The 21,110-nt window shown below is 70.8% G+C and carries 14 protein-coding genes; 1 reads left to right on the forward strand and 13 read right to left on the reverse strand.

All coding sequences use genetic code 11. The features are described from left to right. Positions 1 to 80: 80 nt before the first annotated feature. The 5 genes from aceB to uraD form a co-directional block, all read right to left on the reverse strand. A complete protein-coding gene (gene aceB / locus QLQ12_RS23120) occupies positions 81 to 1,628 on the reverse strand; it encodes a malate synthase A (RefSeq protein ID WP_282762404.1) in 1,548 nt (515 codons plus the stop codon). A gap of 103 nt (positions 1,629 to 1,731) precedes the next feature. Then, positions 1,732 to 3,072 (reverse strand): 8-oxoguanine deaminase, encoded by a 1,341-nt coding sequence (locus QLQ12_RS23125; RefSeq protein WP_282762405.1) that lies wholly within the window; start codon positions 3,070 to 3,072, stop codon positions 1,732 to 1,734. After that, complete coding sequence (pucL, locus tag QLQ12_RS23130) at positions 3,072 to 3,932, reverse strand: factor-independent urate hydroxylase (protein WP_282762406.1); 861 nt, start codon at positions 3,930 to 3,932, stop codon at positions 3,072 to 3,074. Before pucL ends, QLQ12_RS23125 begins: the two co-directional genes overlap by 1 nt. Positions 3,933 to 3,937: 5 nt before the next feature. Then, positions 3,938 to 4,297, reverse strand: a complete 360-nt coding sequence (gene uraH, locus QLQ12_RS23135; protein ID WP_282762407.1) for a hydroxyisourate hydrolase — start codon at positions 4,295 to 4,297, stop codon at positions 3,938 to 3,940. Beyond that, positions 4,287 to 4,793, reverse strand: a complete 507-nt coding sequence (gene uraD / locus QLQ12_RS23140) for a 2-oxo-4-hydroxy-4-carboxy-5-ureidoimidazoline decarboxylase (protein ID WP_282762409.1) — start codon at positions 4,791 to 4,793, stop codon at positions 4,287 to 4,289. Before uraD ends, uraH begins: the two co-directional genes overlap by 11 nt. A gap of 308 nt (positions 4,794 to 5,101) precedes the next feature. Here uraD and QLQ12_RS23145 point away from each other — a divergent pair, with 308 nt between their 5' ends. Then, positions 5,102 to 7,888, forward strand: a complete 2,787-nt coding sequence (locus tag QLQ12_RS23145) for an ATP-dependent RNA helicase (RefSeq protein ID WP_282762410.1) — start codon at positions 5,102 to 5,104, stop codon at positions 7,886 to 7,888. Positions 7,889 to 8,526: 638 nt separating this feature from the next. Here QLQ12_RS23145 and QLQ12_RS23150 read toward each other — a convergent pair. From QLQ12_RS23150 to glgX, 8 genes are all read right to left on the reverse strand, one after another. After that, positions 8,527 to 11,346, reverse strand: a complete 2,820-nt coding sequence (locus QLQ12_RS23150) for a putative bifunctional diguanylate cyclase/phosphodiesterase (protein ID WP_282762411.1) — start codon at positions 11,344 to 11,346, stop codon at positions 8,527 to 8,529. A gap of 45 nt (positions 11,347 to 11,391) precedes the next feature. Further along, on the reverse strand, positions 11,392 to 12,114 hold the full coding sequence (locus QLQ12_RS23155) for a PP2C family protein-serine/threonine phosphatase (RefSeq protein WP_282762412.1): 723 nt from the start codon (positions 12,112 to 12,114) through the stop codon (positions 11,392 to 11,394). A gap of 81 nt (positions 12,115 to 12,195) precedes the next feature. Next, positions 12,196 to 13,257 (reverse strand): hypothetical protein, encoded by a 1,062-nt coding sequence (locus QLQ12_RS23160; RefSeq protein WP_282762413.1) that lies wholly within the window; start codon positions 13,255 to 13,257, stop codon positions 12,196 to 12,198. Further along, complete coding sequence (locus QLQ12_RS23165) at positions 13,254 to 14,435, reverse strand: transporter substrate-binding domain-containing protein (RefSeq protein ID WP_282762414.1); 1,182 nt, start codon at positions 14,433 to 14,435, stop codon at positions 13,254 to 13,256. The genes QLQ12_RS23160 and QLQ12_RS23165 overlap by 4 nt, the downstream gene beginning before the upstream one ends. A gap of 44 nt (positions 14,436 to 14,479) precedes the next feature. Further along, positions 14,480 to 14,854, reverse strand: coding sequence for a membrane protein insertion efficiency factor YidD (yidD, locus tag QLQ12_RS23170; protein ID WP_282762415.1), 375 nt, complete (start codon positions 14,852 to 14,854; stop codon positions 14,480 to 14,482). A 27-nt stretch (positions 14,855 to 14,881) separates the two neighbouring features. Continuing rightward, positions 14,882 to 16,612 carry a malto-oligosyltrehalose trehalohydrolase gene (gene treZ / locus QLQ12_RS23175; protein WP_282762416.1) on the reverse strand — a complete coding sequence of 577 codons (1,731 nt, stop codon included), beginning with the start codon at positions 16,610 to 16,612 and terminating at the stop codon, positions 14,882 to 14,884. Further along, complete coding sequence (treY, locus tag QLQ12_RS23180; protein WP_282762418.1) at positions 16,609 to 18,888, reverse strand: malto-oligosyltrehalose synthase; 2,280 nt, start codon at positions 18,886 to 18,888, stop codon at positions 16,609 to 16,611. Before treY ends, treZ begins: the two co-directional genes overlap by 4 nt. Next, complete coding sequence (gene glgX / locus QLQ12_RS23185) at positions 18,888 to 20,999, reverse strand: glycogen debranching protein GlgX (RefSeq protein ID WP_282762419.1); 2,112 nt, start codon at positions 20,997 to 20,999, stop codon at positions 18,888 to 18,890. The genes treY and glgX overlap by 1 nt, the downstream gene beginning before the upstream one ends. Between the last annotated feature and the right edge of the window lie 111 nt (positions 21,000 to 21,110).

A 21,110-nucleotide genomic window follows, 5' to 3' on the forward strand; every position in this document is an offset into this window, starting at 1 on the left:
CGGGTCCCCCCCCCCCCCACCGCGCGCCTCGTCTGGCGGCGGGGGGGGGGGGGGGGGGCCCCCCCCCCCCCGCCGATCGGTCAGTCGATGGAGTCGTAAGCGGCGGTGGTGAGGAAGTCGGCGAAGTCGTCGGCGAGGGCCACCCGCTCGAACAGCTTGCGCGCGTCGTCATAACGGCCGGCGGTCCAGGCGGCGTCGCCGACCGTCTCGCGGATCTTCGCGAGTTCCTCGTCCTCGATCTGCCCGACCAGTTCGGCGGTGATCGGCGTGCCGTCCTCGAGCTTCACCCCGTTGTGGATCCACTGCCACACCTGGGACCGGGAGATCTCGGCGGTGGCGGCGTCCTCCATCAGGTTGTGGATCGCGACCGCGCCGTTGCCACGCAGCCACGCCTCCAGGTACTGCAGGGCCACATTGACGTTGTTGTGCAGGCCGGCCCGGGTGACCGCGCCGCCGGTGCCAGCCACGTCGAGCAGGTCGGCAGCGTCCACCGCGACGTCCGGCCGCTTCTTGGCGAGCTGGTTCGGCTTGTCGCCGAGCACCCGGCCGAAGATCTCCGCACAGACCGGCACCAGGTCGGGGTGAGCCACCCAGGAACCGTCGAAACCGTCGCCGGCCTCACGCTCCTTGTCCTCACGGACCTTGGTCAGGGCCACCTCGTTGACCGCCGGGTCGCGGCGGCTCGGAATGAACGCGGCCATCCCGCCCATCGCGAACGCGCCACGCTTGTGGCAGGTGGAGACGAGCAGTTCGGAGTACGCCCGCATGAACGGCGCCGTCATCGTCACGGCCGCCCGGTCCGGCAGGATCATGTTCGGGTTGTCGCGGAAGTACTTGATGATGCTGAACAGGTAGTCCCAGCGGCCGGCGTTGAGCCCGGAGATGTGCGGCCGCAGCGCGTGCAGGATCTCCTCCATCTCGAACGCGGCCGGAATGGTCTCGATCAGCACGGTGGCGCGGATGGTGCCGACCGGAATACCGAGGGCTTCCTGCGCGTGGGTGAACACGTCGTTCCAGAGGGCCGCCTCTTTGTGCGACTCCATCTTCGGCAGGTAGAAGTACGGGCCGGAGCCGCGTTCGAGCAGTTCCTTCGCGTTGTGGAAGAAGTACAGCCCGAAGTCGACCAGGGCGCCGACGGCCGGCTCGCCGTCGACCGGGAGGTGCCGCTCATCGAGGTGCCAGCCACGGGGCCGCATCACGATGGTCGGGTACGGGCCGCCGTTCAGCTCGTACGTCTTCTTCTCGGTCTCCAGGGTGATGGTGCGCCGGATCGCGTCGTAGAGGTTCTGCTGGCCGTCGACGACGTTCGACCAGTGCGGTGTGTTCGCGTCCTCCAGGTCGGCCAGCCACACCTTGGCGCCCGAGTTCAGCGCGTTGATCGTCATCTTCCGCTCGGTCGGGCCGGTGATCTCGACCCGCCGGTCCTGAAGGTCCGCCGGCGCGGGCGGGGCGGACCACTCGGCGGCACGAATGTCCGCCGTCTCCGCCAGGAAGCCCAGGGTGGCGCCGGCCGCGATCTCCGCACGGCGCGCGGCGCGCGCCTGGAGGAGCTCGTTACGGCGAGGCCGGAAGCGCCGGTTCAGGTCAGCGACGAACGCCACGGCCTCGTCGGACAGGATCTCGGTCATCGTTGACGATTCCTCTCAGTGTGGTTACTCCCCCGTACCGTAATCGAGCATTATTCATGCTCTCCTCCGGTCCACCACTACCCGGATCCTGTGGTGTTCTTCTCTAAGAAACGTCCAGGAGACGACGGTGTGCCCGGCGGGCCTCAGCGGTCAGGGTGTCGGCGTCGGCGTTGACGAGCTCGCCCCGCTCGACCACCGGGCGGCCGCCGACCAGCGCGAGATCGACCCGGGCCGGAGGGCCGAAGACCAGAGCCGCGACCTTGTCATCGATGCCCTCGTGGCCCAGCCCGTCGAGTTTCCACAACACCAGATCGGCCAGCTTGCCCACCTCGATCGAGCCGAGATCGTCCTGCCGGCCCAGGCAGCGGGCCCCGCCCATGGTGCCCAGGCGCAGCGCCTCCCGGGCGCCCATCGCTTTCGGGCCCCCGCGCAGCCGCGCGGTGTAGAGCGCCTGCCGCATCTCGGCGCCGAGATGCGAGACCTCCTGGGAGGCGGCGCCGTCAACCCCGAGCCCCACCGGTACGCCGTGGTCGAGCAACTCTCGGACCCGGGCCGAACCGGCGCCGAGACGGGCGTTCGAACTCGGGCAGTGCGCGACACCCGTGCCGGTGGCGCCGAGTCTGGCGATCGCCGAGTCGTCCAGGTGCACGCCGTGGGCCAGCCAGACGTCGTCGCCGAGCCAGCCGACGCGTTCCGCGTACTCCACCGGGGTGCAGCCGAACTGCTTGAGGCAGAACTCCTCCTCGTCGTCGGTCTCGGCGAGGTGGGTGTGCAGCCGGACCCCCTTGCGCCGGGCCAGCACCGCCGCCTCCTCCATCAGTCGGGTGGTGACCGAGAACGGCGAGCAGGGCGCCACCGCGATCTGCAGCATCGCGTCAGGTGACGGGTCGTGCCAGCGGTCGATGGCCGCCTCGGTGGCGGCCAGGGCCTCGTCGGTGTCCTCGACGACGTGGTCCGGCGGCAGGCCGCCGTCCTTACGGCTCAGGTCCATCGAACCGCGGGTCGGGTGGAACCGCAGGCCGATCGACCGCGCCGCCTCGATCTCCGCCGCCAGCACGTCGCCGCCGTCCCGCGGAAAGACGTAGTGGTGATCCATCGACGTGGTGCAACCGGAGAGCGCCAGCCAGCCCAGGCCCGCGCCGGCGGCCGCCCCGACGATCTCCGCGTCCAGCCGGCCCCAGATCGGGTAGAGCGTGGTCAGCCAGCCGAACAGGGTCTCGTCCAGCGCGAGGCCGCGGGTCGCCCACTGGTAGAGGTGGTGATGCGTGTTCACCAGGCCGGGGGTGACCAGGCAGCCGGCGCCGTCTCGCCGGGGGCCTTCCCGGTCCGACCGGCCGGGTCCGACCGCGAGGATCCGGCCGTCGTCGCCGACCACCACGTGACCGTTGGGGTACTCGGTGCCGGCCGCGTCGACCGTCGCGACGGTAACGTTCTCGATGATCATCACAGCCACCACTCCGCGCTCGCCGGGGGCGCGTCGTCGCGCGCCACAGTGCCTTCGATCAGTCCGTACGGCCGGTCGCCGGCGATGAACACCTCGTTCGGGTTCTCCAGCCCGAACGGCGACAGGTCGGCGAGATAGTGATGCTTGTTCGGCAGCGCCAGCCGCACCTCGGCCACCTCCGGACGGCTCTGGAGCACCTGAGCGCCCATCGCGTAGAGCGTCTGCTGCAACGAGTAGCTGTAAGTACCGGTGAACGCCGAGATCAGCGCTTCCAGCGCCCCCTCGAACGACTTCGCCCAGTCGGTGTCGTCACCGGCGTGCCGCCAGCGGGCATCAACCGCCGTCGCCAGGATCCGGTCGGTCACCGGTGGCAGGGTCGTGTAACCGTCCTGCACGAAGCCGTGGAACTCGGAATCCGTCGAGTTCAGCAGCACCAGGCCGGTGACACCGGAGACCACCTGCGTCGCCTCCTCGGTCACGGACACCACAGTGGTACGCACGTGGTCGGCCCGTTTCCGGAACGAGTGCGGCCCCAGCCTGTCCCAGGCGAACGACTCGACCGACACCTTCGCCCCGTGCACCTGCGGCTGGCTGCCGACGAAATGCCGGGCCAGGAGCAGGGCGAACGCCTCCGGCTCGCCGACGCCGTGTTCCTTGGCGAACGCGTACACCGTGTTCTTCATCGTGTCGGTCGGCAGGACACCGGAGTTGTCGCCGGTCAGGTGGGTCGCGGTCAGCTCGCCGGAGAGGGCGACACTGACGTTGAAGTCCACCAGACCGTGCGTGTCACCGTCTCGGTGCACCCGCACCAGACGGGTCTCCGCCTTGCCGTAGCGGTTCGGTCCGAGCACGATCCCCACGGTCGTCAGCTCCCTCGATAGGTGGTGTAGCCGTACCGGCTCAGCAGCAGCGGCACGTGGTAATGACGGTTCGGATCGTGGACGTGGAAGGCGATCGTGATCTCCGGGAAGAAACAGTCGCCACCCAAATAGGGCTCCACGTAGAAGAAGAGGCGGTAACCGCCGGCCTGCCACTCGTGCAGCGCCACCTCGTAGCGCAGCCGGCCGTCGTCGTCGGTGCGACCCTCGGCGATCGTGGCCCAGCCGTCCGCGTCGCGGCGCTCCAGCCGCACGTAGACATCCCTGGCCGGGTCACCGGTCACCGTGTCCAGGATGTGCGTCGAGATCCGCGCATGGAACTCGGCCGCCACGCCGTCAGAGGGCATCGAGCACCCGCTCCAGCCGGAGCAGCGCGATCTTGCGCAGCTCACCGGTCACGACGGCCCGCTCGGCCGCCTCGTCGTTGCCCAGCCGCTCACGTGCGGCGGCCAGGATCTCGGACTGGGTCCGGCCGCTCGCGAAGATCAGGAAGACGTGACCGAACCGGTCCTCATACGCCTTGTTGGCGGCGACCAACTCGGCCTTCGTCACCTCGTCCGCGCTCTGCGCCGCCGCCGACTGCTCGGCACGCGACCAGGCGGCCTCCGTGGACTCCCCGGCGGCCCGCTCGCCGATCCGTGGATGCGCGGACAGGCCCTGAAGCACCTCGGGCCAGCTCAGCTCACGGCCCGCGGCGTCAGCGGCGGCGAGGATCGCGGAACGGTCGGCATAGGGCCGCCCGGCGGCGATCACCGCGCCCCAGGCCGGCGCCGCGCAGCAGGCGAGCAACCGCTCCTCCAGTTGCTTCGCGGGGAGAGCGTTGAAGGTCTCCACCACACCCATCGGTCACCCCCTCGTCAATGGCGCCCAGTCAAGCAGGCCTCGTACGCGACACGCACGGGCGGCCCGAAGAATTAACAAGGCTCGCTCGTCACGCCACCCTGCCACGAAAGCACGCCGGAAATCTCGCCCTCCGCCAGGCCTGTGGACAACGCCCGCGACCAGCCGTTATCTCTCGGACGGTTGTCCACAACGCCGTTTCACCGCTGGTGAGGACCGCGATCCGCCCGCGATCTCCCCGTGATCATCCGGTGACCTGGCCCGCTGTGGGCGGCGACGAGAATGTCGGGGGTATGGGCCAGACTTGGCGCGTGCTCATCCCCGCCGGTTCCCTGCCCGACCTCCCGGTCCGTCCCGTCCTGGCCGAGGTGGCCGCCACTCTGGCCGACGCCGGGGCGGCGGTCCTGGTCGCGCCACCGGGCACCGGCAAGACCACCCTGGTCCCGCTGGCGCTCGCCGCACCGGGTCACCGGGTGATCGTGGCCGAGCCACGCCGTGTCGCCGCCCGCGCCGCCGCCCGGCGGATGGCCACGCTGCTCGGCGAGCCGGTCGGCCGGCGGGTCGGCTTCGCCGTGCGCGGCGAGCGTCAGGTCTCCCGGGAGACGCTGGTCGAGGTGGTGACCACCGGTCTGCTGGTCCGCCGTCTGCAGGGCGACCCCGAGCTGGCCGGAGCCACCACCGTGATTCTCGACGAGTGTCACGAGCGTCATCTCGACTCCGACCTGGCACTCGCCTTCCTGGTCGAGGTCCGGGCCGCGCTGCGCCCCGAGTTGCGGTTGCTCGCGACCTCCGCGACAGCCGACTCCGAGCGGCTCGCCGCGGTCCTCGGCGAGCCGGGCCACCCGGCGCCGGTCCTCACCGCGCACGCCCGCACCCACCCGGTCGAGGTGATCTGGGCGCCACCGGCCGGCACGATCACCCCGCCGCACGGCCTCCGGGTGGACCCGCGCCTGCTCGACCACGTGGCCGCGACGACCCGGCGGGCCCTCACCGAGGGCGACGGTGACGTGCTGGTCTTCCTGCCCGGCGCCCGCGAGATCGAGACGGTCGCCGGTCGTCTCGGCGGATCCGGCGTCGACGTGGTCACCCTGCACGGCCGTCAGGCCGGAGCGGCACAGGACGCCGCCCTGCGCGCCGGCCCGCACCGCCGGGTGGTGCTGGCCACCGCCGTCGCCGAGAGCAGCCTCACGGTCCCGGGGGTCCGCGCTGTCGTCGACGCCGGGCTCAGCCGGGTGCCCAGGATGGACCACGCCCGCGGCCTGGGTGCCCTGGCCACGGTGCCAGTGTCCCGGTCGAGCGCCGAGCAACGGGCCGGCCGGGCCGGCCGTGAGGCGCCCGGACGGGTCTACCGCTGCTGGTCACCGGCCCTGCATGACCGGCTGCCCGCCCAGCCGTCACCGGAGATCGCGGCCGCCGACCTCACCGGTTTCGCACTCGACCTGGCGCTGTGGGGCCATCCCGGCGGGCACGGCCTCGCCCTGCCCGACCAGCCACCGGCCGGAGCGCTCAGCGTCGCGACAGCGACCCTGCACGACCTCGGCGCGATCGACACCGACGGCCGGGTCACCTCCCGGGGCCGCGCCCTGGCCGGCGCCGGCCTGCACCCCCGGCTGGCCCGCGCCCTGCTCGACGGCGCGGCCACGCTGGGGGTGGCGCGGGCCGCCGAGATCGTCGCGGTCCTCGACGACGACCGCACCGCGACCGACGACGTGGTTACGGTGTGGCGCAACGCCCGCAACAGCAACGACTCCGGCTGGCGGGCCGAGGTCCGTCGCCTCACCCGCGCCGTCGACCGCGCCGGCGACCCCCCACCCACATCCCCACCCACACCCACTGACCGCCCCGCCCGGCGGCACGAAGCGCAGCCAGCGAGAACGCGGCCAGCCGACACCCACACTCCAAAAACCCGCCGACACGAAGCGCAACCAACAGGAACACGGCCAGCCGACACCCACACCCCAGAAACCCGCCGACACGAAGCGCAACCAACAGGAACACAGCCAGCCGACACCCACACCCCAGAAACCCGCCGACACGAAGCGCAACCAACAGGAACACGGCCAACCGACACCCACACCGCAGGAATTCCGCAGCAGGAGGGGCCGCCAGCGGGAGTGCGGCTGGCGGATGACCTGGCGGCAGGGCTGGTGATCGGGCTGGCCTATCCGGAGCGGGTGGCGCGGGTTCGGGAACCGGGCGGCCGGTCCTACCTGATGGCCGGCGGCACCGCGGCCGAACTGCCCGCCGGAAGTTCGCTCGCCGGGGCATCATGGCTCGCTGTGGCAAGCGCCGACCGGCCCGCCGGAGCGCGGGTGGCCCGGATCCGCAGCGCCGCCCCGCTCGACGAGGAGACGGCACGCGAGGTCGCCGCGCCGTTGCTCGGCGACGCCACCGAGATCGGTTGGAACGACGGCGACGTGGTGGCCCGGCGGGTGCAGCGGCTCGGCGCGATCACGCTGGTGTCGTCTCGGCTGGCCGACCCGGATCCGGTGCTGCTCCGAGCGGCGTTGGTCACCGGCCTGCGCCAGGAAGGGCTCGGCCTGCTCACATGGAGCCGGAACGCCGAGGACCTGCGGCGCCGGCTGGCCTTCGCGTGGGCGGCGATCGGCGAACCATGGCCGGACGTTTCCGACGCGGCTCTGCTGGAGAGCCCGGACGACTGGCTGGATCTCGGTTCGGCACGACGGCGGGCCGACCTCGCCAAGCTGGACGTGGCCACGGGACTACGACGCCTGGTGCCGTGGTCAGTGGCCGGGCGGCTGGACGAGATCGCACCGGAGCGGCTGCCGGTGCCGAGCGGGTCGCAGGTGCGAGTCGACTACAGCGACCCGGAGGCGCCGGTGCTCGCGGTGAAGGTGCAGGAGGCCTTCGGCTGGAAGGAGGCGCCACGTCTGGCCGACGGCCGGGTTCCGGTCCTGTTGCACCTACTGTCGCCCGCCGGGCGGCCGGTGGCGGTGACCCGCGATCTCGGTTCGTTCTGGGTACAGGGCTACCCGCAGGTGCGTGCCGAGATGCGCGGCCGCTACCCACGGCATCCCTGGCCGGAGGACCCGACCACCGCCCAGCCCACCCGCCGCCTCAACCCCCGCTCCCGCTAAACCGCCCCGCCCGCCGAAGCCCCGTTCCCGCTGCACCCCGCTCCCACCGAACGCCCCACTCCCGCTGAACCCCCACTCCCGCTGAACCCCCGCTTCCACCGAACCAACACCCGCGAAAAACTCAACACCCGCTGTAGGTGTGGGATACACCCGCAGCGGGTGTCAGGTTTCACGGAGGGGATGGGCCCGCACGGGCTACACAACGCAAACCCCGGCCTTCTGGAGCCGCTTGGGCGATGGGCTGACGACAACGGAAGCGGAGGGCGGCAGGCCCCGGACCCAACCCCGGGTTGAGATGAGCCCGCTGCAACCGCGGCCCCCACAGGCAGCCAGCCCGTTTCCGCGCGGCGCGGGCATCGCAGGACACAGGCAAACCGAGACGTGACCCGGGGCGTGGGCAACCCGCGCGCGGCAGGCCGGGGCGCAAAACAGGCCCGGACGCCAGAAGCCCAGGACGCGGATAGGCCCGAGACGCGAGCAGACCGAGACACGAGCAGACCGAGACACGAGCAGGCCGGGGAGCTGCGTTCGAGCAGCGGGCACGCGGCGGGGCTGGGAGATCGGGGCTGGGCTGCGCGCGGGTCGCATGTAGGGAGGAGCCCGGATGACCCGGCGGTGGCGGTACCGGTCGGCCGGGCTCAGTCGCTGGGCAACTGGCCCGGACCGGACAGCGGGGTCGGCGCGCCGTAGAGGTAACCCTGGCCGAGCGGGCAGCCGAGGGCGGCCATCGCACTGGCGCGATCCTCGGTCTCCAGGCCCTCCGCGACTACGGTGATGCCGAGTTCGGCGCAGATGGCCAGCACCGACCGGCACAGGGCTCCGGCACGGTCCGGTGAGGCGTCCACGTCGGTCAGGGTGGAGTCGAGCTTCACGATGTCGACCGGGATGGCGTGCAACTGCGCCAGCGCGTTGTAGCCGCTGCCGAAGTCGTCGAGCGCCACCCGTACGCCGAGGGATCGCAACCGCTCGACCAGGGCGGCCGCGCAGGGCAGGTCGGGGATGCGCAATGTCTCGGTGATCTCGATGATGAGTCTTGCGGGCTCCAGGTCGTACCGGTGCAGGGCGGCCCGGACCGAGTCTTCGACCCCCTGGCCGGCCAGGCGCCCGGCGGAGACGTTGACGTGCACGTCGATCGGCCGGCCGTAGAGCTCCGCCAGCGTGGCGGCGTCGGCGCAGGCGCGGTCCAGGACGAAGTCGTCGATGGCCGCGACCAGACCGGTGCGTTCGGCCATGGTGACGAAGACGTCGGGGTGCACAGGGCCGGCCACCGGATCGGTCCACCGGGCCAGGGCTTCCACGGCGACCGTCGCCCCGTCGCTGAGCCGGACGATCGGCTGGTAGTGGACGTCGAAGCCGGCGGCCGCGGGGCTGCCGCCGGACAGCGCGCCCGCCAGGAGGTGCGGCAGGTCGGCGTTGGGGCCGGAGTCGCGCGGACCGGTGTAGCGGATCAGTTCGCCCTTGCCGCGGCGTTTCACCGCGTACATGGCGGCGTCGGCGCGGCGCAGCAGCAGGTCGGCGGAGAGGCGGTCACCCGGCTCGGCGGTGACCAGGCCGATGCTGGCGCCGACGCCGACCGAGCGGCCGTCGATCACATAGGGCTCACGCAGCATCGCCAGGACCCGCTGTCCGACCGCCTCCGCCTCGGCGGCCCACGAATCCGACGAGACATCCGGAGAAGGAGCCGAGACGTCTGGAGAAGGAGCCGAGACGTCTGGAGAAGGGGAGGGAGCGGGAAGGGTGGGAGAGGAGAGCGGTGTGGAGGCCGACACCGCACCCACGGCAGGCGAACCGGAAAGCGGCGACCCCAGGCCCGAAACAGGCGAGCCGGAAACCGGCGACCCCGCGCCCGAGACAGGCGAAGCGGCAGCCAGCGGCCCCAAGCCCGAAACAGGCGAGGCCGAAACCGATGACCCCGGGCCTGAGTCAGGCGAAACGGAAGCCGGCAACCCAAGGCCCGGGTCAGGCGACGCGCCAGCCAGCGGCCCCAACCCCGAAACAGGCAATCCCAAGGTTGGGTCAGGCGACGCGGTCGGCGATGGGCCGGATGAGGAAGCCTCGGTGGCGCCGCTGGTGTAGGCGGCTTCGGAGACCCGTACCCCGGCTGCGGAAAGCACATATCGCCGCTGCCGCACCCCGCCGTCACCGCGGCGGCGCCAAGGTGCCCGGCGCCGTGGTGCCGGAACCGGGGCCGCGCCCTGGTCCAGCACGATGGCGAACTCGTCGCCGCCGAGCCGGGCCACCAGGTCCTGGGAGCGCACCCCGGCTCGCATCCGCTCGCCGACGGCCTGGAGGACGCGGTCTCCGATGGCGTGCCCGAAGGTGTCGTTGATCAGTTTGAAGTCGTCGAGGTCGGCGAAGAGCACGGCCACCGGCGTGCCGCGTTTCTGGTGGGCGTCGATCGCGTGGACGAGCCGCTCCCGGAAGAGGGCCCGGTTCGCCAGGCCGGTCAGCGGATCGTGGTAGGCCTGGTGGTGGAGGCGGCGCTGCGCGGTGGCGACCCGGTCGAAGAGGACCGTGTTGTCGATGATGGTGAGCATCTGCCGGGTGACGACGAGGGCCAGGCCGAGCCATCCGAGGTAGGCCTCGAACGGGGTGAGTGAGCCCTCGGCGACGATACGCACGACGAGCACCACCCCGGTGACGACGACCGGACCGTACGGGAGCAGCAACCGGAACCAGTCCCGCTCCAGCAGCTCGGGGTCGGGCCGTTGCGGGACGGGTCGGACCGGGCTGAGCGCTGCCATCGCGATGAACGCCGGCCCGAGCAGGTGCCCCAGGCCTTCGAGCCACAGCGGCCCGCTGCCGAGCAGCCGGACGGTGTCGGCGACCCCGAACGACAGCAGCGCCGATCCGACGAGCCGCAGCGGCCGCCGCCCGGCCGGTGAGTCGGGGCGGGTGGTGAGCAGGAGCACCACCATGGTGAACAGGACGAGGTCGACGACCAGGTAGAGAAGGGTGCGATCGCCCAGCGATGGCACGCCGGGCAGCACCGACCAGGTGAGGGCGAAGACCGACCCGGTGATGAGCACGCTGTCGATGAGAAGGGCGAGTTGGTCGCGCACGGGTGAGGTGGGCACCGGCAGGGGCCGGGTGCGCACGGCGCCGAGCAGTCCGACGAGCATGCAGGCGGGCAGCACGAAGAGGCTGAGGTCGGTGAACGCCTGTGGCGGGTCGACGCCGGCCCGCACGGGAAGATGGCCGGCCAGATCCTGCACCACCCACCAGAGGCGGTTGAGGGACCAGACGAGCAGGCCGCTGCCGGCGAGCAGCCGCCAGCGCCGTGGGAGGCCGCCACGGCGGCGTCCCACGGCCAGGCAGACGGCTGCCGCGGCAAGGCCGGCCAGCAGCTGGGCCGTGTCGGTGTAGAGGCGGGGGGTGCTCAGGACGAGTTCGCCGAAGGCGACCACACCCAGCGTGAGCGCCAGCGTGCCGATCAGTCGCGCCGTCGTGATCACCACCAGAATCCGGGCCGCGAGGCGTCGCGGCCGGAGTAAAGTACCCGCTCAGTCCCCCGCGGTCACGTCGGCGACGATCACGGTGATGTTGTCCGGCCCGCCGCCGCGCAGGGCGAGATCGATGAGCCTCTCCGCGCTGGACTTGGGGTCCGCAATGGTGCGCAGCTCTTCTTCGAGGATAGAGTCGGGCACCACGCCGGTGAGGCCGTCGCTGCAGAGCAGCCAGCGGTCGCCGCGCTGCGGTTCGACGATCACGTAGGCGGGAGTGACCGGCTCCCCCTGGAGGACCCGGGTGACGACGGCCCGCCGCGGGTGGGCGGCCGCTTCCTCCGGCTTGATCAGGCCCTGGTCGACGAGCATCTGGACGTACGTGTCGTCCTTGGTGAGCTGGTTGAGGCGGCCGGCGCGGAGCAGGTAGGCCCGGGAGTCGCCGACGTGGGCCATCGCCGCCCGCTCGCCGTTGAAGAGCACCGCCGTCAGCGTGGTGCCCATGCCCTGGAGTGAGGGGTCGGCGGCCACCTGTTCGGCGATCCGGCCGTTGGCGAGTTCGAGTGCGCGGTGCAGTGCGTCCATCTGGTACTCGGTGTCGATCGGCGTGTCGAGCGCGACCATGGCGTCGATGGCGATCCGGCTGGCCAGATCGCCGGCGGCCATGCCGCCCATGCCGTCCGCGACGACGAGAAGTTGATCACCGGCGTAGTGACAGTCCTCGTTGTTGCTCCGGACGTGTCCTTGGTCGGTGACGGCCGCCCACCGGAGGTGCAAGGTCATGGCGTGCAGCCTGCCAGGTCGGCGCCAACCTGTCTGCAGGTGGTGGGCGGCATGTCGCACATGTCGTTGCGGAAAATGCGCTCACTCCCCGGTGGAGAGCCGTTTGAGGGGCCGTCCGAGGCATCGCGGATCGATTTCCGTCACGGTCCGTGTCGGTGCGATCCACTCCAGTGCCGGGGCCTCGACGGCCCAGCCGTGGACGGTGATGCCGCTACGCTGCGCGTCGGCCGCCCGCGGGCAGAGCGTCTTGGACTTCACCTCGCCGTTGGAGATGAAGACCACTTCGCCGGTGGTCTGGAGCATCGTCGTGGAGGTGTCGTCGACGGAGATGAGCTGTCCCCGGACGACGCGGACGGCTTCACCCTGAGCCTCCGCCCCGGAGGTGGCGACCTCGATCGCGGTGTCCGGCAGGACGGGGGCGCGGAGGAAGGCGATCCCGACCATGAACGGCATGGCGAAGGCGACCATGACGGCCGGCCAGTGGGTGGCGATCCGGGCCCAGCGTTCCGGGACCGGGCCGGTCAGCACCGGGCCGAACAGTGGAGGCGCGGCGAGGAGCACGGCCGTCACGTGTTCGCCGGCACGCACGGCCTCGATCACCGCAGACCACACGAAGATCCACACCAGAAGGGCGGTGAGCACCGGTACGCCGAGCGTGATCCACCGCATCAGCCACGGCTCCCCCGGCTGGCCCTGTACCGCGGTCAGCCCGAGGATCGCCACGACCATCATCATCAGCAACGGCAGCATCCGCAGTTGCCAGGTGAAGGCGGCGATGCCGGCCGCGATCACCACCACCCAGCCGGGCATCCGCAGCGCGGCGACGGCCAGGAACGAGGTGCCGGTCCGCCCCGGAACGCTGACCAGCAGGATGCCGCCGAGCACCCGGACCAGCAGGATGCCGGCGGGCACGGTCCAGCTCAGCGTGATGAACAGCGCGCCGACCATGCCGAGCGGGTTGATGTACTGCACGAGCAGCAGCATGGTGGGCAGGTCCTGGCGGCTCAGGTACCACAGCCGCAGCACGAGCAGCAGCAGCGGGAACCCGGGCAGCACGGCGAGCAGCCAGTTCATCTCGGCGCGATAGCTCTGCCGCGGCAGCACCCGTTCTTTGGAGACCATTCCGGTCTGGATCTCCATCATCCCAGTGGGTCTTCCCACGGCAGCCGGCGCACTTCCGGCCGCTCCACCCGGGGCTGCTCGCCGACCGCGATCGGGGTCTTCTTCTCCGGGTCGGTCTCTATCTGGAGGTTGTCCTCGTACGCCGTCTCCCAGCGGTCGTCCTCGGGGTCGGCCCAGGAACGGTAGAGGGTGAGGTTGACCAGCGTCTCCAGGGCCGGGTTGTCGCCCACGTTGACGCCCCAGCGTTCGTTGGACTCCAGGCCGAGGTCCCAGTGCTCGTACTTGGCCGGGAACTCGTGCTTCCAGCCGGCCAGGATGGCGGCGTCGGTGCTGACCGCCTCGACCTCGCCCTTGTCGAGCGCCTCGAAGCATTCCCGCACCCGGTTCTTCTGGGTCACCACCGCCTCGGCCTCGTCCAGAGCGGTCTGGCTGGTGGAGGTGGAGAGGGTGCAGACCCGCTTGTCCTTGAGATCCTTGAGGGCGACGACGGGCTGGTGGCCCTTGAGCGTGATCACCGACTGCTCGGTGTAGAGGTAGGGCTGGGAGAACTTCACCCCGTCCGCCTTCCGCTCCTTGGTGATGCTGTAACTGGCGATCACCAATTGAACCGGCACCCGTTTGCCCTCGGCGTCGGTGGCCTGCATCCGCGCCCGGTCCTCGCTCTCCAGACCGAAGAAGCGCACGTCGTCGCGGCGGAAACCGAGGTCCTCGGCGATCATGTAGGCGATCTCGATGTCGAAGCCGGACCAGATCCCGCTCGGGTGGCGGTAGGCGGTGCCGTACTGGTCGTCCTTGACGCCGATGTTCAGCGTGGTCCAGGTGTCGACCTTGGCCTGAGCCCGCAACTCGGCCACCGACGGCGGCCCGCCGACGAGGAGCCGTCCCAGCGTGACCGCGATGGTCAGCACGATGAGCAGCCCGAGCCCGGCGAGCCGCCAGACCTTGAACCGGTACTCCCGGTCGCCGACGATCTCCCGCTCGACCTCGGAGATGACCTCCTCGATCACCTCCTGCTGGGTGATGTTCGCCGACGCGATCTCCTCGGCGGTCGGCTCGGGCCGGCCCGGCTCCGGCGGCGGCGGTGGAGTGCGCAGCAGCAGCCGGATCAGCTCCGGAGCCAGTTGCCGCGGCAGCCGCCACGGCGCCGGTGGCGGCGGCGGCTTCTCAGCCGGCTCGCCGCCGTTGGTGGTGTCGCCCATCGACCCGTCCTTCCGTCCCAGACGAGTCATGGTGCACGACAATCTCAGGGAACGGGATCCCCGGTCCCGAACGGGACACCCGGCCGGCACCGGGCCAGGCGGGCGGCGGTCAGCCACAGCCCGGCCCGCAGGCCGTGCCGCTCGATCGCGATCAGGGCATAGGCGCTGCAGGTGGGCGTGTAACGGCACCTGGTGGGCAACCGCGGCGAGATCACCCGATAGCCGCGGATCGCGCCGGTCACGGCCCGCTCGGCGCGGCCTTTCCGAGCGGGCGTACGGGTGAGCACCGCCATCAACCGCACCATGGCGCTCAGCGAGAAGCAGTCGCAGCCCGGAATGTCACAGTCGCAGTTGGGGGTGCACGCATCCAGCCACGAGGAGTGTGACTTCTTCTTCTTTCGCGATTTCCGCACGCTCACGATCACATGATGGCGGACGAGAGCCGGTCAGCGGACCGAGACCACCGCCGCGCTCTCCGGAGGCAGCACCAGCCGGTCGCGTTCGACGATGACGCCGGGCGAGGTGGCCAGCAGGACCGCGCGCGGCAGAGCCCGCACGCTGACCGTCTGCGGCGTCCCGGCCAGGTTCGCGGCGACCACACACGGACCGCGCCGGATGACCACGTGCTGGTCGCCGTGCCACACCTCGACCTGGTGCAGCCACGGGTCGGTGAGCCCGGGCGTGCTCCGGCGCAGCCTGATCAGCTTGCGGTAGAGGTCCAGCATCTCCGCGTGGCCGGGTTTCCCCAGCTCTGACCAGTCGAGTTTGGAACGCTCGAAGGTCGCCGGGTCCTGTGGGTCGGGCACCTCGGCCTCGTCCCAGCCGTGCGAGGCGAACTCTTTGCGGCGCCCGTTCTGCACGGCCGCGGCCAGGTCGGGCTCGGGGTGAGAGGTGAAGTACTGCCAGGGGCTGCTGGCCGCCCACTCCTCGCCCATGAAGAGCATCGGGGTGAACGGCGAGGTCAGCAGCAGCGTGGCGGCGACCTTGAGCAGACCGGGCGAGAGGGTCGCGGTGAGCCGGTCACCGATCGCCCGGTTGCCGATCTGGTCGTGGTTCTGCAGAAAGGCGACGAACCGGTGGCCGGGGGTGCGCTGCCGGTCGACCGGGCGGCCGTGCCGCCGGCCACGGAAGGACGACCAGGTGCCGGCGTGGAAGAAGGCGCCCTCCAGCACCGTCCGCAGGACGTCGAGCGAGCCGAAGTCGCCGTAGTAGCCCTGGCGTTCGCCGGTGAGCAGGGTGTGCAGGGCGTGGTGGACGTCGTCGTCCCACTGGGCGTGCAGGCCGTAACCGCCGCCCTCGCGCGGGGTGATCAGCTTGGCGTCGTTGAGGTCGGACTCGGCGATCAGCGACAGTGGCCGGCGCAGTTCGGTGGAGAGGCTCTCGACCTCGACAGCCATCTGTTCCAGCAGGTGCACGGCGCCTTCGTCGTGCAGGGCGTGCACGGCGTCCAGCCGCAGGCCGTCGACGTGGTAGTCGCGCAGCCACATCAGCACGCTGTCGATGATGTAGCGGCGCACCTGGTCGGAGCCGGGGCCGTCGAGGTTGACCGAGCTGCCCCAGGCGTTGCTGCCGCCGCCGAGGTAGGGGGCGAACATCGGCGCGTACGCCCCGCTCGGCCCGAAGTGGTTGTAGACCACGTCGAGGACCACGCCGAGGCCCTTGGCGTGCGCGGCGTCGACGAAGCGTTTGAGGCCGTCGGGGCCGCCGTACGCCTCGTGCGGCGCGAACCAGCAGACCCCGTCGTAACCCCAGTTGTAGGTGCCGTTGAACGCGTTGACCGGCAGCAGTTCCACCATGTCGACGCCGAGGTCGACGAGGTGGTCCAGCCGCTCGATCGCGGCGTCGAAGGTCCCGGCCGGGGTGAACGTGCCGATGTGCAGCTCGTAGAGCACCGAGCCGGGCAGTTGCCGACCGGTCCACGACCCGTCGGTCCAGGCGAAGGCGGAGTGGTCGTAGACCCGGCTCGGCCCGTGCACACCCCGCGGCTGCCAGGGCGAGCGCGGGTCGGGCAGCGGGTTGTCCGCGTCGGGCAGGAGGAACGCGTAGTCGGTGCCGGCGTCGGCGGACGGCACGTCGAGACGCCACCAGCCGTCCTCGGCGGACTCCATCTCGTGTTCCTGGCCGGCGACGACGACACGCACGGGCTTTTCCGGCGCCCAGACCGAGAAGAGAGTCATTCTTTCACCAGGAGAGCGACGGGGTAGGTGTGCAGCAGCTCAGCGACCGACAGGCGGTTCCCGCCGTAGCTGGTATTGGTGAACACTTCCGTCCAGCTGTGTCCGTCCAGTGACAGCGTGGTGTCCCCCCAGCCGCCGTGCCGTGACAATCCGACCGGCAGCCGGGTGGCGACCGCCACCACCCCGCCGCGGTCGAAGGCGAGCACGTGCTCGGGAACCCGCCCGTCGGCGAAGACCGGGCGGTAGCCGGCGAACAGTTCCGGACGCTCCCGGCGCAGCCGCAGCACCCGGCTGGTGACGAGCAGCTTGGCCGCGCCGGTCTCGTCGACCGGGGGCAGCCAGCCGTCGTCGAGGCGGCCGAGCAGCTCACGGCGCGCGCCGAAGTCGACCGGGCGGCGGTTGTCCGGGTCGACCAGCGAGTGGTCCCACAGCTCGGTGCCCTGGTAGACGTCCGGCACGCCGGGCATGGCGAGCTGCACCAGTTTCTGGCCGAGCGAGTTGGACCAGCCGGGCGGGGTGATCGACGCGGCGAAGTCGGCGACCTCACGGTGCACGGCCGGGTCGTCGTAGATCTTGTCGACCATCTGCCGCAGAGCGGTCTCGAACCCGGAGTCCGGTTTCAGCCACGACGTTCCCGTTCCGGCTTCCCGGGCCGCTTTCACGGCGTACGCCTGCAGTCGCTCTCGGGAGATCGGCCACGCGCCGACCGCGACCTGCCAGATGAGATGGGCCAGCGCCGGGTCCGGGAGCGGGGCGAACCGGACCCACCGGCGCACCACCTCGGTCCAGTCGCCGGGCACCTCGGCCAGGACCGCCAGGCGGGCCCGCACGTCCTCGCCGCGTTTGGTGTCGTGGGTGGAGAGCGAGGTCATGGTGTCCGGCCACTCGGCGAGCCGCTGCTCGGCGAAGTCGTGGAACTCGTCCACGGTGACGCCGAACTTGGCCGGGTCGTTGCCCACCTCGTTGCGGGCCACGAACCGGGTCCACCGGTAGAACGCGTTGTCCTCCACGCCCTTGGCCATCACCGCGCCGGTGAACTGCTGGAAGCGGATGGACAGCTCGTCGGCGGGGTTGCGCAGCCGAGCGGTGAGCTGGTCCAGGACCGGGATCAGATGCGGGCGGCGGCGACCCGCCTCGGAGCGGGCCACCGCCAGGTGGCGGCTGCCCGCGGGCAGGTAGGAGCGGTAGACCGGGAAGCAGGCGGCGAGTTCGGCGAGGCCCTGAGCCGCGTCCTCGATGTCGGGTGCGAGCCGCGCGAGCCGCCCCAGCTCGGCGGCCAGCACCTTGGTGGCGACGTCATGCTTGGCGGCGTGGACGAGGTCCTGCCACGAGGTCGTGGCGCCGGTCAGGTGGTGGTCGAGGGTGTCGAAGAAGGCTTCCGTGCCGGGGTCCACGAAAACCCCGTTGACCTCGGCCATCGCGTCGTACCCGGTGGTGCCGGCGACCGGCCAGGGCGGCAGCTTCTCGCCCGGCTCCAGGATCTTCTCGACCACGATCCAGGCGTCCGGGGCGGCGTCATGCAGCCGGTCGAAGTACCCGCCGGGGTCGCGCAGCCCGTCCGGGTGGTCGACCCGGATGCCCTGCACCAGGCCCTCGTTGTACCAGCGGAGGATCTCGGCGTGGGTGGCGGCGAAGACGTCCGGGTCCTCGACCCGCAGCCCGGCCAGATCGGTGATGGCGAAGAACCGCCGGTAGTTGATCTCGCGGTCCCCACGGGTCCAGTCGGCCAGCTCGTAGTGCTGCCGGTCGTGCACCTCGCGGGGGCTGCCGTCGCCGGTGCCGTCGGCGATCGGGTACCGCTTGTCGTGGTAACGCAGCTCACCGTCCTCGACGCGCAGGTCGTCGAGCGCGTCCGGGGAGTCGGCCAGGACCGGCAGCAGCACCCGCCCGCGCGACCAGTCGATGTCGTAGAAGCCCGCGAACTCGGACTTCTGGCCGTTCTTCAGAACGTCCCACCAGGTCGGGTTCGCCGCCGGCACGGCTACGCCGGCGTGGTTCGGGACGATGTCGACGACCAGACCCAGACCGGCGGCCTTGAGGGCGCGGTCGAGCGCGGCCAGCCCTTCGGCCCCACCGATCTCCGGGCCGACCCGCGAGTGGTCGGCCACGTCATAGCCGTGCTCCGAGCCGGGACCCGCGGTCAGCAGCGGCGCCGAGTAGAGGTGACCGGCCCCGAGATCGGCCAGGTAGTCGGCGATCTCGGCGGCGGCCGTCAACGGGAAGTCGGGGCGGACCTGAACGCGGTAGGTGCCACTGGGGCGGTTGGGCTGGGGCATCACACCGTCCTGTCGAGCACGATGAGGGATCGATCCGGCACGATGATCGTGTGTCCGGCCTCGACGACGGACGGATGATCAGGGTTGGGATCGGCGGTTTCGATGACCTTCTCCCACTTCTCCCCGTACTCCGTGGGAGGCGTGGTGAACTCCAGCGGCGCGTCGTGCGCGTTGAAGAACAGCAGGAACGAGCTGTCCACATGGCGCTGGCCGTACTGGCCGCGCTCACGGATGCCCTCGCCGTTGACGAAGAGCGCGACCGCCCGGCCGAAGTCGTTGCCCCAGTCGTCGCCGGCCATCTGCCGGCCGTCCGGGGTGAACCACTCCAGGTCGGGCAGCGGGTCGCCGCCACCGCGGGCGGTCACCGGCAGGCCGGTGAAGAAGCGGCGGCGCTGGAAGACCTGGTGCCGGTGCCGGAACGCGGTCAGCTTGCGGGCGAATTCGAGCAGTTGCTCGTCGGCGTTCTCCCAGTCGATCCAGCTGATCTCGTCGTCCTGGCAGTACGCGTTGTTGTTGCCCTGCTGGGTACGGCCCAGCTCGTCACCGTGCGAGATCATCGGCACGCCCTGGCTGAGCATCAGCGTGGCCAGGAAGTTGCGGCGCTGCCGGGCCCGCAGCGCCAGCACGTTCTCGTCCTCGGTGGGGCCCTCGATGCCGCAGTTCCAGGACCGGTTGTGACTCTCGCCGTCCCGGTTCTCCTCGCCGTTGGCCTCGTTGTGCTTGTCGTTGTAGGACACCAGGTCGTTGAGCGTGAACCCGTCGTGCGCCGTCACGAAGTTGATCGAGTGGAACGGCTTGCGCCCGTCGTCCTGGTAGAGGTCGGCCGAGCCGGTGATCCGGGACGCGAACTCGGCCAGGGTGGCCGGCTCACCGCGCCAGAAGTCACGGACCGTGTCGCGGTACTTCCCGTTCCACTCGGTCCAGTTCGGCGGGAAGTTGCCGACCTGGTAACCGCCCGGCCCGACGTCCCACGGCTCGGCGATCAGCTTCACCTGGCCGACCACCGGGTCCTGCTGCACCACCTCGAAGAACGTCGACAGCCGGTCCACGTCGTAGAACTCGCGGGCCAGCGTGGACGCCAGGTCGAAGCGGAACCCGTCGACGTGCATCTCGGTCACCCAGTACCGCAACGAGTCCATGATCAGCTGGAGGGACTGCGGGCTGCGCACGTTCAGGCTGTTACCCGTGCCGGTGTAATCCATGTAGAACTGCGGCTGGTCGTCGACGAGGCGGTAGTACGTCCGGTTGTCGATGCCCTTGAGGCTCAGCGTCGGGCCCAGGTGGTTGCCCTCGGCGGTGTGGTTGTAGACCACGTCGAGGATGACCTCCATGCCGGCCGCGTGCAGCGCCTTGACCATGCCCCGGAACTCCTGGGTCTGCTGGCCGAGCGAGCCCATCGCCGAATACCCGTGGTACGGCGCGAAGAAGCTCAGCGTGTTGTAACCCCAGTAGTTGCGCAGCCCCAGGTCGTGCAGCCGGTTGTCGTGCACGAATTGGTGGACCGGCATCAACTCGACCGCGGTCACACCGAGGCTCTTCAGGTGCTCGATGGTCGCCGGGTGGCCGATCGCGGAGTAGGTGCCGCGCATGTCCCGTGGGATCTCCGGGTGCCGCTGGGTGAGCCCCTTGACGTGCGTCTCGTAGATCACCGAGTGGTGGTACGGGATGTCCGGGCGCCGGTCGTTACCCCAGTCGAAGTACGGGTTCACCACCACGCCCTTGGGCATGTACGGGCCCGAGTCCAGCTCCGACATCTGATCCGGGTTGTTGAAGTCGTACGCGTACAGCGACGGGTGCCAGTCGATGTCACCGTCGACCGCTCGCGCGTACGGGTCGAGCAGGAGCTTGTGCGGGTTGCACCGCAAGCCGCGATGGGGCTCGTAGGGCCCGTAGACCCGGTAGCCGTATCGCTGCCCCGGCTCCACACCCGGCAGGTACGCGTGCCAGACGAACGCGTCCTGCTCGTGCAACAGCACTTTCCGCTCGTTGCCGGAGGGGTCGAACAGACACAACTCGACCGCCTCGGCGACCTCGGAGAAGATCGCGAAATTCGTGCCCGTCCCGTCGTAGGTGGCACCCAGTGGGTACCGGTGACCAGGCCAGACCTGCATAACCGTGCTCCTGCCCCTCGGCCGTCCCTGTGATCGCGGCCGGCGGAGGCTTGCTATGCCCGTCCGTGGGACCGGCTAATCCTGCCCGGCCGCGTCAGCGGTAATTCTCTC

Source organism: Actinoplanes sandaracinus (assembly GCF_030009775.1).
GTDB lineage: Bacteria > Actinomycetota > Actinomycetes > Mycobacteriales > Micromonosporaceae > Actinoplanes > Actinoplanes sandaracinus.

Coding starts and splice junctions, on each gene's coding strand:
- glgX (WP_282762419.1), bottom strand. CDS start 20,999: ATGCAGGTCTGGCCTGGTCACCGGTACCCACTGGGTGCCACCTACGAC.
- treY (WP_282762418.1), bottom strand. CDS start 18,888: ATGCCCCAGCCCAACCGCCCCAGTGGCACCTACCGCGTTCAGGTCCGC.
- QLQ12_RS23165 (WP_282762414.1), bottom strand. CDS start 14,435: ATGGGCGACACCACCAACGGCGGCGAGCCGGCTGAGAAGCCGCCGCCG.
- treZ (WP_282762416.1), bottom strand. CDS start 16,612: ATGACTCTCTTCTCGGTCTGGGCGCCGGAAAAGCCCGTGCGTGTCGTC.
- uraD (WP_282762409.1), bottom strand. CDS start 4,793: ATGGGTGTGGTGGAGACCTTCAACGCTCTCCCCGCGAAGCAACTGGAG.
- QLQ12_RS23125 (WP_282762405.1), bottom strand. CDS start 3,072: ATGATCATCGAGAACGTTACCGTCGCGACGGTCGACGCGGCCGGCACC.
- aceB (WP_282762404.1), bottom strand. CDS start 1,628: ATGACCGAGATCCTGTCCGACGAGGCCGTGGCGTTCGTCGCTGACCTG.
- uraH (WP_282762407.1), bottom strand. CDS start 4,297: ATGCCCTCTGACGGCGTGGCGGCCGAGTTCCATGCGCGGATCTCGACG.
- QLQ12_RS23155 (WP_282762412.1), bottom strand. CDS start 12,114: ATGACCTTGCACCTCCGGTGGGCGGCCGTCACCGACCAAGGACACGTC.
- QLQ12_RS23160 (WP_282762413.1), bottom strand. CDS start 13,257: ATGATGGAGATCCAGACCGGAATGGTCTCCAAAGAACGGGTGCTGCCG.